The organism is Mariprofundus sp. EBB-1, assembly GCF_003665155.1.
Classification (GTDB): domain Bacteria; phylum Pseudomonadota; class Zetaproteobacteria; order Mariprofundales; family Mariprofundaceae; genus Mariprofundus.
In genome coordinates, this window is the sequence record NZ_RCFQ01000008.1 from 36,189 (window position 1) to 51,010 (window position 14,822).

Here is a 14,822-nt window from a genome sequence, read left to right on the forward strand (position 1 = left end):
ACGCTTCATGAACGGTTTTATCCAGTTTCAAGTTGGCTGCCCGAGGTGAATACTCTTTTTGCTTGTGAAAGTATTTAAGCGTTAGCGCAGACCTGAGTGATGGCAGAAGTAATGCGGCGAAGCTCTGTTTCGGAGATGATAAAAGGAGGCATGGTGTATAGCAGCTTGCCAAATGGGCGCAGCCAAACACCCTGCTCAATCAGCTCTTTTTGTACCTGTTCTACATCGATTCTCTGATGCATTTCGATGACGCCGATTGCGCCTTTGATGCGCACATCGGCAACCGCATCAAAGCCTTTACAGGCACTTAACTCGGCATTTAATTGTGCTTCTATAGTTGATACATCTTGTTTCCAATCCGAAGCGAGCAGTAACTCTAAACTGGCCAGAGCTACTGCACAGGCTAATGGGTTGGCCATAAATGTCGGGCCATGCATCAAAACACCGGAACCATCGCGATGAATGCCATCACATACCCGTGCTGAGCAGAGCGTAGCAGCCAGACTCATATAGCCACCGGTCAGTGCTTTGCCGACGCACATGATATCCGGATCGATACCGGCATGTTCACAGGCAAACATGGCACCTGTACGGCCAAACCCCGTGGCGATTTCATCTACAATGAGCAATAGATCATATTGATCACAGAGTTTCCGCATCTGCCGCAAAAATTCAGGTGCATAAAAACGCATGCCGCCTGCGCCTTGTACAATGGGTTCGAGAATGACTGCGGCTAGTTGATGGTGGTGCGTGTTGATAGTCGAGGCAAAGGATTCAATATGAGAATCATGCCACTCTGCATCGGATGTGGCGTTTGGGGCATCGACAAACAGTTGCTGAGCCAGGATGCTGGAGAAGAGATGGTGCATGCCGGAATCAGGGTCGCAGACGCTCATCGCACCAAAGGTGTCGCCATGATACCCCGAGCGAATGGTTAGCAGTCTGCTTTTTTCCGGTTTGCCTGTTGCTTGCCAGAATTGCAGTGCCATCTTCATGGCAACTTCTACCGAGACAGAACCGGAATCGGAAAAAAACACATGATTCATATTGGCAGGTGTGATTTCGAGTAGTTTTTCAGCCAGTCTTGCAGCGGGTCTGTGTGTTAAACCGCCAAACATCACATGCGACATATCTTTTATCTGTGTCTGAATGGCTGCATTGAGTTCAGGCACATTATAACCGTGAATAGCACTCCACCAGGATGACATGCCATCGATCACGCGCCGTCCATCCTCAAATTCCAGGTACACACCCTCGGCGCGTTTAACGGGATAGACAGGGATCGGTGACTTCATGCTGGCATAGGGGTGCCAGACATGCTGACGTTCAAATGTTATCCAGTTCATGGATGGTTCGGATTCAGGACTGCTCATGCAGCCATCAAACGCTGCTGGTCAATGAGATCCAAAGTAAGGTTTTCAATCACAACGGTCTTATCTTCAACCGAGGCACCTTTCACCAGTTTTTCAGCGTGCACGATGCGTTGCATGGCTGCCGTCAATTCAGAGCCACGCCAGCAGGCGGCTTCTTTAGCGACTTTCTGACGCGCATCACCAAATATTTTTGCAGCTTGTATTGGGTTTCTATCGCGCTGCGCTTGAAACCAGGCGTACATGAGTATCTGCTGCATACGTGTGCCGATCCAGGATATCATCTGCACTTCTGCCACTTGCTGATCATGTAATAAACGTGATGCCAGACCGATCGCTTCTGGTTGACGCATGGCAACCGCATGGCACCAGTCTTCGAGTACTCCGGGAGCCCGCTCTCCGAGCAATTCACCGATCACATCCAGTCCCAGCACTTTGCCATCACCACCATCGTACCAGCGTAGCCGCTCTATCATCTGGCGAGCGGCCAGCCGCATGCCGTTGAGTTGCTCTGACATCCATAGCAGTGCATCGGGCGTGATATCGAGCTTGGTTTTTTTAAGTTCATGCTCCAACCAACGTTGAAACCCAGATTCATCGGGTAATAAAAATTCACATTGCGGCAGGGATGAGCGTGCCTTCAATTTTTTATGCACCGCTTTTTTCCAGTCCACGCCGGGTGCGCAGATGATCAAGCGGTGTTCACTGGAGAGGTTATCCAATAATTTCAGCAGGTGGGCAGATTGTTTCGGATTAGCCGATTGGGCATTACGAATCAGAGCATAACAACGGGATGGCCCGAATAGCCCCAGGTTCTTGGAGTCCTCTTCAATGCGTGCAAGCTCGGATATATCAACGCGGATACGATGCGCATCAGCACCGGCCGCTAGCAGCGCATCAGCGGCCTCGTACAAGGCATCATGATCTTCACCAAACAGGTAATAGAGGTGATGTTCTACAGGTAACAGGCGATCAGGATTTAGACGCATGGATGATGTTCAAAAGCCGGAGCGTATGCGGCCTACCGCATCAGATAGCCACTGCTTGTGCAGATCTTGTAACAGGCGCTCACGCGATGCTTCAATACTGGTCGGGCCACCGGCTACATAGACATCTCCCTGGCTTGAAATGGCACCACTTTGCCAGATTGTTTTACCTTCTTTCACTAACATCAGAGAACCTGTGTAAATCATACGATACTGTGTTGCAATGCCTGATGCATCATAGGTGGAGGGGGTAAATCTCAGTGGCGAGATGTTGATATGTAACATGGCATGCGTTGTTAGATCATCAATATCCTTGGCATCAATAATAGTATAACGATCTGATTGTAAGTGCTGACGCAGTTGAGACAATAACGCTGCATCGGCGTTGCCAACCAGGCTGATTGCTTTCACATCAGCAGGAATGGCACCGCCTGTACCATTGCCATGACCTACCAGATGATAACCACAGCTTCCCAATGACAAGGTCAGTAACAGTGCCATTAACGGGAGCCAAAGTAGTTTTCTCACGCTGGTTTTACCACGATGTTCAGCAAACGCCCCGGTACAAGAATTACTTTCACCACCTGCATGCCATCCAACCATTTGGCGATGGCGCTATCTGTTTGTGCAGCCGCCATGGCATCATCCTGCGATGCATCTTTAGCGATGGTGATTTCTCCTCGACGTTTACCCTGCACCTGTACACCGATGGTGATTTCATCCTGTACCAGGGCTGCTTCATCCACTTCCGGCCAGGCGCTGATCACAGCGACTTCTTCCATGCCAAGCTTCTCACCCAACTCGCATGCAAAATGTGGCACGAATGGAGCCAGCATCGTTGCCAGAGCCTGTAGTCCTTCACGATAAGCTGCCGCACCTGTTTCACCCTTTGGTTCATAAGCCTGCAAGCTATTGGATAGTTCCATCAGGGCTGCAATGGCAACATTGAAGGCAAACCCCTGCTCAAAGGCGTGGGTGACTTTTTTGATGGTGGCGTGAATGGAGAGGCGAATCGCTTTGACCGCTGCTGCATCGTCACTTCCTTCGTTGTTATCCAGCTTCTCCAGCAAGCGCCATACGCGTTTCAGGAATCGATATGAACCTTCTACGGCCGCATCGTTCCATTCCAGTTCTTTTTCCGGCGGAGCAGCAAAGAGGGTGAACAGGCGTGCTGTATCAGCACCAAACCGTTCAATGATCGCTTTCGGATCAACAGTGTTGCCTTTGGATTTGGACATCTTGGTGCCGTCTTTAAGGACCATGCCCTGTGTGAGCAGGTTTTTGAATGGTTCATCACCACCTTGCTCTGATGTGAATAGTCCGGCATCACGCATCAGCTTGTGATAAAAACGCGCGTAAAGCAAATGCAGCACTGCATGTTCCACACCACCAATGTACTGATCCACGGGTGCCCAGCGTGCTACGGCATCGGCATTGACCATCGCATCCGCATCACGTGGGCTGGTGTAGCGGTTCATATACCATGATGATTCCATGAAGGTATCAAAGGTGTCCAACTCACGCACAGCAGCCTTACCACACGTTGGACAGTCTGCATGTTTAAATGCTTCGCAATCGGTTAGCGGCGAGGCTCCACCTGTCGGTTGCAGATGTGTTGGCAGCTCAACCGGCAGCTGATCTTCCGGTACTGCGACTGCACCACAATCATCACAGTGAATCACCGGAATTGGGGCACCCCAATAACGCTGACGCGATACCAACCAGTCACGCAGCCGATACTGGGTACGTTCTTCACCCTTATCATGTGCAGCTAGCCATGCAGTGATATCCTGTTTGGCTTGCACTGATGGTGTACCATCAAACTCACCCGAGTTCATCAGGATGCCGCTTTCAGTAAATGCAGCCTCTTCGATATCCCAGATGCCATCGTTTTGTTGGATGACTTGCTTGATAGCCAGATCGTATTTTTTAGCAAAATCGAAATCGCGGGCATCATGGGCTGGTACGCTCATTACCGCACCGGTGCCATAGCCCATCAATACAAAATTGGCGACCCAAACAGGCACACGTTCACCTGTGATTGGGTGGATGGCATGAATGCCTGTCGCCATGCCTTTCTTTTCCATTGTTTCAACATCGGCTTCTTTGGTGGAAATCTTACTGCATTCATCCAGAAATGCAGCGAGTTGCGGGTTCGACTCAGCCGCTTTCCTGGCCAATGGATGTGCCGCAGCCACAGCCATATAGGTCACGCCCATCAGGGTGTCGGGGCGGGTAGTGAAAATATCGAGTGTCTCATCGCTATTTTCCAGGCCGAATGAGACTTCGGCACCGCTGGATTTACCAATCCAGTTGCGCTGCATGCCGACAACCTTTTCGGGCCAGCCGGTCAATGTATCCAGATCTGCAAGCAGCTCTTCGGCATAATCGGTGATACGGATAAACCACTGTTTTAAATTTTTGCGTTGAACCGCTGTATCACAACGCCAGCACACACCATCCACGACCTGTTCGTTGGCAAGCACGGTGTGGCAAGGATCACACCAGTTGACCTCTGCATTGGCTTGATAGGCTAGACCTTTCTCCATCAACTTGGTAAACATCCACTGTTCCCAGCGATAATAATCGGGGTGACAAGTGGCAATTTCACGGCTCCAGTCATAAGAGAGACCTAAACCTTTAAGCTGCACACGCATTTGATCGATATTGGCGTAAGTCCATTCAGCTGGCGGACGGTTGTGTTTAATGGCGGCATTTTCAGCCGGCAGACCAAAGGCATCCCAGCCGATCGGGTGCAGTACATTAAAGCCCTGCATGCGTTTGTAACGCGCTACGGCATCACCCAGACAATAGTTGCGTACATGGCCCATATGCAGATTGCCGGATGGGTAGGGGAACATCACCAGACAATAGTACGATTCACGCGCATCATCTTCCACAACAGCATCAATGCCTGTTGCTTCCCAACGCTGCTGCCATTTGGCTTCAATTTCCTGTGCTAAATAATGCTCTGACACCGATAGTACCTCTTCATTCAATCTGCTGCGGATGATGATGGCATCACTGCTGACTTGCAATATCATAAATCTCCGTAATTATTGCTGTGAAGCCCTGTAGAGGGGCGGCATTCATTGGGTGTTTTTGGGTTAAGTTTTGAATAAAGGGGGAGGGCCATGCACTTTAGTGCTCTTTTTTGTCTGTGTTTTCTACTGGCATGTGAAGTCTCATATGCAGCAAGTGGGGTGCAGGGTGGTAAGGCAAACGGTATGGGCACAGCCTTTGTAGCTGTTGCAGATGATGCTTCGGCCATCGCATATAATCCTGCCGGGATCACGCAGCTCAGTGGTGCGCAGGTTTATGGTGGCATTATGGGGGTTGTTCCTACGACCAATTACACATCACCCTCAGGCATTCGGCAGCATATGGAAAAACAGATATTTGCTGCCCCGAATCTATATTTTACTTCAGACACGCCTGTTAATAAGCTCTATTATGGTATCGGTCTGTACTCCCCGTTTGGTCTGGGTGGTACGAAATGGAGCACAACAGGGCTTACCCGTTACATTTCGACCGAAAGCCTGACTTCCACGTTTGCGATTAATCCTACTGTTGCCTATCAAGTGAACGAGTCGCTTTCCATCGCGGCAGGCTTTAACTACATGTACGCACAGCTTAAATCTGCCACCAATACCAATCAGACATTTCTTGGCGCTGCCGATGGTGTGATGTCGATGAAAGGAGATGGTGGCGGATTTGGTTACAATGCAGGGATACTTTTCAAAGCTTCCGAGCATATTAACATTGGCGTGGCTTATCGTTCTGAAATCAAGGTGAAGTTCAAGGGGGATCTTCAACTATCTGGTATAGCCCCTGCGATTCAGACATTGTTTGGCGGGCCTACATACAGCAGTAGTTTTAGTACAGAAACTGTGTTCCCATCTGTGCTTAATATCGGTCTGGCCTACACCAGTGATGGCGGCTCACAGTTTTCCATTGAAGTGCAAAGAAATGGCTGGTCCTCGATAGACCGGAATGTCTTGCTGCTGAGCCAACCCGTTCCAGCTGCCGGTCTTGGCAATACAATTACACCTTTGCAGTGGAAGGATGTGTGGCAGATTAAGGCTGGCATGAACTATAAACTGTCGGAGGCATCAGAATTTCGTCTTGGATATAGCTACAATGGAGCATCTGAACCTGAATCTACCGTTTCGCCGTCGGCCCCACTTTCTGAGGCTCATTTAATCGGCATCGGTTATGGCTATAAAGCCGGCAATTATTTTGTCGATCTGTCCTACTTTGGAGGGATCCTGGTTAAACGCACGGTGAATAACGCCATACTCAGCGGCAGTTACAAAGGTCAAATTCACCATGTTGGCCTGAGTCTCGGATACAATATTCAATGAGTCATCGCAGGGAAGTAAAAGCAGGAGGGCCCTATGAGCAACAAATATATCATGAGCGATTGCGGATGTTTTGTGATCAGATCTGCGCATCGAGTCAGGCATACTTTTTCTGGGTAGCAGCCCTGTTGGCGATATTGTGGTTTGCAGAGTCCGATACGATCGGCATGGTGGTATGGACTCTGGCAGCGATAGCTGCTGAAATTGTAAAAGTTCGTGTTTTGAAGTCATTCCTGAAGCTGGATGATGTACAGGGTCTCTCTGGCTGGGAGTGGCGCATCGCCGGAGCCATGTTCTCCGAGGGGCTTATTGTCAGTGCCGGAGTGGCGTTGCTGCTGGATGTCCATGCGGAATATGCACTATTTTCAGCCCTGTTCCTGATTTGTGCTACAGCTTACACCTCGGCTATGTATCATATCGCAAGCCTGCGAACCTATTATGCTTGGGCAACTTCATTGCTCACACCCTGGGCTTTGAAACTATTGATGAGTGATAATGAATATTACTGGATACTGTCAGGCATCATGGTGATTGGCAGTATTAGCTATATTCCTGTGGCTGCTAAAGTGTTGCACAAATATATGATAGAAGCCCTGAGGTTGCGTCATGAAAATCTGGATCTGCTTGCTATTGCAGAGAAAGAGAAAAACAGTGCGGACAAAGCCAATGCTGACAAAACTCGTTTTTTGGCTTCAGCCAGCCATGATCTCAGGCAACCCATGCAGGCGATGGCATTATATCTTGAGGTGCTTGCTCACCGTTTAAAACAAGCTGAATACCATGATATTGTTGAATCATTGCAGGCCTCCCACGCTTCTATGGGGCGCATTATGGACTCGCTACTGGATATCTCGAAACTGGATGCAGGTGTTGTGGAGGTGAATCTGGAACCGATCCATCTTGATATGATGATAGACCAGATGGTGGGAGATTATTCCCTTAGTGCTCAAAAGAAACATATCAGGTTACGCATGCGTTTGAATGGCGCTGTTGTTCAGTCCGATCTCGTCATGCTTGAGTGCGTACTGAATAATCTAATCAGTAATGCTATTCGCTACACAGAGAGCGAGGGGACGATTCTGGTGGCTAGCCGACGGCGGCAGGGCAAAGTGGTGGTGGAAGTATGGGATACAGGCATCGGCATTCCACAAGATCAACTGGAGAATATTTTCACTGAATTCTATCAATTGGATAATCCTGAGCGAGACAGGCAGAAGGGGCTTGGGCTTGGGTTGTCCATTGTGCGCAGGATGGTGCAGCTGTTGCCGGATCACGACATTGAGCTGACTTCAAGAATGGGCCGTGGCAGCTGTTTTCGTATCAGCCTGCCTGAGGTCGAGCTTAAAGCCGTTACGAGCCCTTGCTATGACCAAGAGACTGAACAGTTCGATGGCATGTGCATATTAATGCTTGAGGATGATCCGGTTGTCCGAAGGGCTGCCGTAATCCTTATGCAAGAATGGGCTTGTGAGGTAGCAGACGTTGGCAGCATCTCTGAAGCGCTTACTATCGTGGAACAAGGCTGGACTCCGGATGTCATGATTGCAGATTACAGATTACAGGGAAACACAACAGGCTTGCAGGCGGTGAAGGAGGTTAGGGCGCAGTTGGAGCAGCATGTGCCTGCCCTGATTATCACCGGGGAAACCGGGGTGGAAACTATTCTGGAGATAGCGAATGCTGATATCATGCTGTTGCATAAGCCTGTAGTGCCCGGTGAACTAAAGTCGATTCTGAATCAATTCAGCAAGAAAATATCAAACCTCTGACGTGTCGGTGATTCCTCAGCTTATGCAGCTGAAGCGATCAGTTGTTTACGACTATGCATGCCCTTGATCTTGAGGATGGCTGAAACATGCACCTTGACGGTGCTTTCCGAGATGTTTAACTGCCAGGCGATTTCCTTGTTGGCTAATCCATTGATAATGAGCTTTAGTACCTCTTGTTGCCTCTGGGTAAAATGTTCACTGCCCTGTTCTGCCTGACTTGTTGTACGGTTGTTGAATATATTCATTGAGGGCAGCAATTTGGGTGGAATATAGGTGCCTCCAGAAAGGATGAGCTGTATGGCAGATAGGATGACAGAGGTGCTGGTTCTTTTAGGTATGTAACCCAGGGCACCTGCCTCCAGTGCCAGCTTCATGAGCTTGGTATCCTCAAAGGCGGAGAGCATGGCGACAGGCATGTCAGGGTATTGGCGAGTGATATGTTTCAGCAAACCAATGCCATCTCCATCAGGCAGTTCATAGTCGAGCAGAACCAGATCAATATTCTTGTGTGAGCTTTCGATAATCGTGCTGGCAGCATCGATCGAACCGGCCTCTGACATGGCGATATCTTCACCAAGTGCTGTCAGCGCCGCCGACATACCCGATCTGAATAAGGCGTGATCATCAATGAGAAGTATGTGCATGGTGTGATTTATAGATTGCGAACCGTCATTACACAAGAGAAAAGGTGTAGGTCGAGTAGTAGGTCTAAGGTCTAGGTTAATCCTGTCTGCCCCCCGAATAGTCTTCGCCCACTGTTGCTGTAGTTGTCGCCTTGGTTTTCACCGGGCGCGATGCATGAAGAGATGTTCATGATACTGTCTAAAATGAAGAACCGGATGCAATTCCCGAAACTGTTTGCAATGACCATGTTCATGCTTGCTCTTTCAGGCTGTAGTAATGGAGGAGGGACTGCTGTTCCACCTTCCACGACGACTGGGATAACGGGAGCTGCCAATCTCGGCGTTGCTATTGGCGCTACCGTAAAAGCATTTGACTGGTCTACGGGCGCGAAGGGAGCTGCACTGGCTCAGGGCGTTACGGATGCTCAGGGCAATTATAGTCTGGCCATTCCAAAGACGCAGACTGGTGCAGTACTGTTGGAACTCAGCGATCCTGCAGGCACAGCCACGTTTATTGATGAATTCACCGGGTTGATGTCTGCATTTCCCGCCGGTGTCACGTATCGCTCTATCATGATGAATCCTGCTGGTTCACCTGTTGCTATAACCGCATTGAGTGAATTGGTGACCATGGCTGCAATCAAAAAAATCGCTGCCGGTGCCACCGCTGCCCAGGCTGTTGCTGCGGCATCCGTGGAAGTCGGTGCTGCCTTTCTCAACGGGGCTGATCCGTTACTCACCTTACCGTGGGATTTTCGCAGTCCAGTTGCCGGTGCCAGTCTTCAATCCCAGCAGTATGCCGCTGTGCTGGCAGGTATTCAGCGCCTGGCAACCATTTCAAATGTCAGTGCGCTTGCCATTGTTCAGGGCTACGAGGCTTTGATGTATAATGCCACCGGTGTAGCCGGTGTACTGCCTCAGGCAGAAATTGCTAAGTTGAATCAGGAGATTACAAGCTTTCAGACTACTCCGCCAGCTGGATTGAATGCGGCTGCATTTGTGACGCCGCCTACAGGTTCGGGCACCCTCACGCTGGTAGCGATAGGCCAACAGGTTAGCGCCATTGAAAATCAGCCGGTGAGCATCACCCTGAGCGCCTCCGACCCTGCCGCAAATCCACTGACCTATTCTGTCACTACGCAACCATTGCATGGCACGCTCTCCGGTGTGATGCCGAACCTGACCTTCACGCCCACTTCCGCTTACTTTGGCGCGGATAGTTTTATCTTTCAGGTTAGCAATGGAGTCACCGTCGCATCGGCTACGGTCACCCTGAATATTCAGCAGGTGTTCGGTGCCACACCAGTCGCATCCGATGGCGTGGCAAGCACACTCGAAGATACCGCTGTGACCGGCACGCTGACCGCCGTAGACCCGGATAATGAAGCACTGACATACGCCATTGCTACTGCCCCTGCTGCTGCGGGTGGCACGGTGAGTATCAGCAAAGCCGGTGGCTTTGTGTTCACCCCGGCGCTGAATTTCAATGGCACGACAACATTCACATTCACTGCATCCGATCCGCATCCCAACACCTCCAATATCGCTACTGTGACCATTACCGTGCAGCCGGTGAATGATGCGCCCGTAGCGAACCAATTGAATAAAGGCGCGACTGAAGATGTTGCAGCACCGATTACGCTGGCTGGAACGGATATCGATACCGCATTGTTAAACTACCTGGTGGTGACGCCTCCGGTTCACGGTACTTTGAGCGGCATTGGCCAGGCACAGACGTACACGCCCAATGCCAATTACAATGGCCCGGACAGTTTTACCTATATGGTCAATGACGGCATGCTGAATTCAGCTGTGGTGACCGTGTCACTGAATATTGCGCCGGTGAACGATGCACCGGTTGCAAACGGTCAGACGCTGATTGTGCAGCCAGGCACCCCGATCGCCATCACCTTGAGCGGCAGCGATGTGGATGGCGATCCGCTGAGCTATATCGTGCAGAGCGCACCTTCCGCCGGCGGCACATTCTCAGGCATCACGCCGGGTGTGGCAGGGCCTGCAACATTCACCTTTAATCCACCTGCCTCGCAGGTGGCCGATGTCACATCGAGCTTCACCTTCGTTGCATCGGACGGCGCGCTTAGCTCGCCTGTGGCGACGGTGGCCTTTACCGTGCTGGGCTATGGCAGCAGCAGCGCCGACTCCGATAATGATGGCCTGATCGATATGGATGAGGTCAACATCCACAAAACCAATCCGGCACTTGCCGATACCGATGGCGATGGTTTTCCAGATGGGCAGGAAGTCGCCAGTTTCAACAATACGCCTCAGGGCATCTACATCTTCAATCCGCTGATTGCAGATATACCGGAACTGGATATTAACCTGCTCAGCTCGCCCTCCATCAGCATCAACATGACTGCAACCGATGGCACAACGAAAACCATCGCCAATACAACAGCTGTTACAAATACAGATATCGTCTCAACGGTTAATGAAACTGCGGATTCGGTGAAGCACACCATTGGAGGTGAGGCAGGCGCAAGTCTCGCTATTACAGTTTCCACAACAGAATCTGCAAGCCCAGCTCCCGGATTCTCTTCTACTCAATCTGTTACGGGAACCATTACCGCCACTGCCAAATGGGGTAAGGAAAATGAGCATGTATCAACGCAAAGCTTTGAAAGAACAACGGAAAATAGCCGGATGGCGGAACAGTCTGATGAATTTTCAAATTCTCACGATGTTGCTCAGAGTGGTGGGTTCCTCAATGTGGCTGCACAAGTTATCAACACCGGACACCTTTCTTATACGCTGAATAATCTCTACCTGACAGGTTATTATCTGGATCTGTCCAAAGCTGATCCGTTTGTGATGCTTGGCAACATGGCATTTGATGCAGCTATCGCCGGAGGTGGCTTCCCGGCATTTACACTGGGCCCGAATCAGTCAGCCGGTCCGATCAACTTCATCACTAATGAGATGCCGCTTCAGGATACGCTGAATGCCCTTCGCTATTCCAATGCAATAGTCGTCAAGCCGAGCATTTGGGAAATGATCGATGCCAATGGCATCCCTTATGCGCAAAATTACATGAATATTGATGCGCAGGATGCGACAGTGATCGTTGATTATGGCCCTGTATCTGGCAAGGGACGCTTGAAAAAACATATCACTACCAGAAACACCCCGGGAGCTTCTACACGTACGCTGCAATCCTTGCTGGTAGAGACTCTCGGTCTCACCGTCACCGAGTCATTCACTGTATCAACAGCAGGCGCATTCCTGGTTGGGGATACTGTCGTTGGCAGCACAAGTGGCGCGAGCGGCACGGTAAAGCAGGTTGTGAATGCAGTCGGCACAGACACGATCACCGTGGTTGTAAGCTCGGGCAACTTCAGCATCAATGAAACCTTGACCGGCTGGAGCGGAGCGGTTGTCGGGCCGGTAACCATGACTGCAGCAGCCGATTTAGTAGCTCTCAATAATGAAGTGAATCCTGCAACGGATCTTACCAATGTAGCTGCTGTTGCACCGGCTGTACATGGTTCAAACTGGATGATCCTGCATGCCCAGTTGCAAGCTGACGGAACACATATCACTACAGTTTACGCAACAGCAGAAGATTATGCTTATCGTTTAGGCTTGAATCCTGCTGCAGATATGACCAATTGGATCAATGCGCCGCAGAATCTTTCGGCGATTAACGTAGCCGCAGGCGATGTCGTACACATGTTATATGTTGCCGATTCGGATGGCGATGGCTCCAACGATTACGATGAGGCGCTCGCGGGGACAAATGCAGGTGTTGCAGACAGTGACGGCGACGGTTTGTCTGATGCCTATGAACTAAAAGGATGGGATATCACGGTTGGAGCATCTATTGTACATGTCACATCCAATCCACAGCAGAAGGATACCGATGGAGATGGACTCTGGGACGGTCAGGAAGCTGGATTCCTCCCGCTGGTTGCTCCTACGGCTGGAAGCGGAGTATATGGCGGCAAGGTAGATCCGGCGCTGGCCGCTGCCGATCCTGCATTGATAACCGACCCTAGAAAGCCTGATACAGACGGGGATCTGATTCCTGACGCTTTGGATCTTAAGAGGCTGACCAGCACACCGGTAGGATTGGTAACATTGACGTCCAGAACTGATTCGATTGGAAATGCGTATATTGCCTACACCTTGGGAACTGCAGCATCCGGAGTGGATTATAAGGCTGGAACAATAATTTATGCACATGTTTACAAGCAGTACTCAGCTACGGGTGTATTCTCAGAAGCGGCTGAAATCCCGACAGCTCCGAATTTACCGGCTACTCTGTTATGTGATGATGGCACACGCTGCTGGACCAGAATGTCACCAGTCATTCAAGCCCTTGGTGTTGGAGCAACAATAACGGATCCTTCGGCCGTTATCACGGCCACTGGTCCAGAGAGCGGTGTTCGTTATATGGTCTATTACAGGGTCTTTGATTCAGCGGCCCCGACTTTGCCGGGTGAGGTAGTTAAGTCCCCCTTACAGACTGTAGCTTACGCAGGTGGCACCGATACGATTACTATGACCGTAACATCGGTGGATGTGAACTACCTCGCTGGCCAGCCCTTCGATGTGACCCTGATTGGTCGATCATTTAAGGAGAATCCAAACTTTTCACATGATGTGAGTAATAGTCCCTGGGTTGAAAGTACTTCATATACACTACCACCTACAGCAGGGGCGTGGACTGGTGTGAAGAACCATATTACCACTGCGTGGACTGCCAAGGCAGCGGCTTATGATGTTACATACCCCGGCGCTGCTGGCGCTTACCTTGACCCGGCTAACCCGAGCAGAATTAACTTGAACATACCGGGCCCACTGCTGGCGCAAGCAGACCCGGCGGCGCCTCCGGCCTCTCAGGTGTATACCATCAGCCGCACTGTGCCGAGAATTGATGGCGCCTGCTACGGCTTTGAGATGAGTTCATTCGATAATTCGTACGACTCTTCAGCGGGTGTTGGAAGGTATGTGCAGGGCCATGGTTATCAGGATCTCCCCATTAGTGATGTTAGAGCCGGAGCCTGGCCCAACCCGAATTGGGATGTGGCGGGAACCACCAATCGGCCGCTTAGATTTTATGCAACAGCAAGTAATCGGACGGCAATTCAGCGTGGTATAAACGCAGGGAATCATGCTACCTACGGGGCGTTTGAATGGTATGGAGATTATTGGACTGCTAATGTTGCTAAGAACGCAACTTCTGGCAATTCTGTAAGCTATAACAAAGAGTATACGGTAGGTGTGGACCGCGCCAAGTATCTGGAGTTTGCACCTGAGTCGGTTGTGCTTTGTTACAGTGCGATTGATGATCGCTGGAATATTCAGAGACAGTCCGACCGGATGCAAGCTCACACGGTTGCTCTGACGAACTTCTCGGTTCTTAGTCCAGTATTTTGGTCAGATCCGCCTGTAACATTTACCGGAGTGGCTGCGAAACCTGATCCGGCGCTGCCTATGGCCTATGTTTCACCCCAAACCCCGCTGAAAGCACAGGTGGCAACTACTTATACCTCCAGCCCACTGGTCTATATTTTACAGACTTGGGATGATTTTGGTGTGAACCAGTACAATGGGGCTGTTGGTTCAAAAACAGATTATGTCGTGTCTGTGGGAAAAATTAATTCGGTGATTTCAGTGACGCGGCAGTAAGGGAAAGGGGACGCTTCCCTTTAGCGGTTTCGATAACTTCTGAGTGCTATGAAGTGTAGAC

The 14,822-nt window shown here is 50.4% G+C and carries 8 protein-coding genes; 3 read left to right on the forward strand and 5 right to left on the reverse strand.

Annotated features, from left to right (window positions below; all coding sequences use genetic code 11):
* Positions 1-74: 74 nt before the first annotated feature.
* Genes bioA through leuS form a run of 4 tightly spaced genes read right to left on the reverse strand, consistent with a single transcriptional unit; the run spans position 75 to position 5,334 of the window.
* Positions 75-1,373 (reverse strand): adenosylmethionine--8-amino-7-oxononanoate transaminase, encoded by a 1,299-nt coding sequence (bioA, locus tag D8Y20_RS04980; RefSeq protein WP_236075258.1) that lies wholly within the window; start codon positions 1,371-1,373, stop codon positions 75-77.
* Complete coding sequence (gene holA, locus D8Y20_RS04985) at positions 1,370-2,359, reverse strand: DNA polymerase III subunit delta (RefSeq protein WP_121541939.1); 990 nt, start codon at positions 2,357-2,359, stop codon at positions 1,370-1,372. Before holA ends, bioA begins: the two co-directional genes overlap by 4 nt.
* Positions 2,360-2,368: 9 nt before the next feature.
* Positions 2,369-2,857, reverse strand: coding sequence for an LPS assembly lipoprotein LptE (gene lptE / locus D8Y20_RS04990; protein WP_121541940.1), 489 nt, complete (start codon positions 2,855-2,857; stop codon positions 2,369-2,371).
* Between the two features lie 23 nt (positions 2,858-2,880).
* Positions 2,881-5,334, reverse strand: a complete 2,454-nt coding sequence (gene leuS / locus D8Y20_RS04995) for a leucine--tRNA ligase (RefSeq protein ID WP_121541991.1) — start codon at positions 5,332-5,334, stop codon at positions 2,881-2,883.
* 156 nt (positions 5,335-5,490) lie between these two features.
* On the opposite strand from leuS, the gene D8Y20_RS05000 reads away from it, so the two are divergent.
* Both D8Y20_RS05000 and D8Y20_RS05005 read left to right on the forward strand, forming a co-directional pair.
* Positions 5,491-6,720 carry an OmpP1/FadL family transporter gene (locus D8Y20_RS05000; RefSeq protein ID WP_121541941.1) on the forward strand — a complete coding sequence of 410 codons (1,230 nt, stop codon included), beginning with the start codon at positions 5,491-5,493 and terminating at the stop codon, positions 6,718-6,720.
* The gene (locus D8Y20_RS05005) at positions 6,717-8,486 is read left to right on the forward strand and encodes a hybrid sensor histidine kinase/response regulator (RefSeq protein ID WP_121541942.1); all 1,770 of its coding nucleotides are present in this window, start codon (positions 6,717-6,719) and stop codon (positions 8,484-8,486) included. The genes D8Y20_RS05000 and D8Y20_RS05005 overlap by 4 nt, the downstream gene beginning before the upstream one ends.
* A 20-nt stretch (positions 8,487-8,506) precedes the next feature.
* Here D8Y20_RS05005 and D8Y20_RS05010 read toward each other — a convergent pair whose 3' ends face one another.
* On the reverse strand, positions 8,507-9,130 hold the full coding sequence (locus D8Y20_RS05010) for a response regulator transcription factor (protein ID WP_121541943.1): 624 nt from the start codon (positions 9,128-9,130) through the stop codon (positions 8,507-8,509).
* 168 nt (positions 9,131-9,298) lie between these two features.
* On the opposite strand from D8Y20_RS05010, the gene D8Y20_RS05015 reads away from it, so the two are divergent.
* Positions 9,299-14,761 (forward strand): Ig-like domain-containing protein, encoded by a 5,463-nt coding sequence (locus tag D8Y20_RS05015; protein WP_161957577.1) that lies wholly within the window; start codon positions 9,299-9,301, stop codon positions 14,759-14,761.
* The last annotated feature ends 61 nt before the right edge of the window (positions 14,762-14,822 follow it).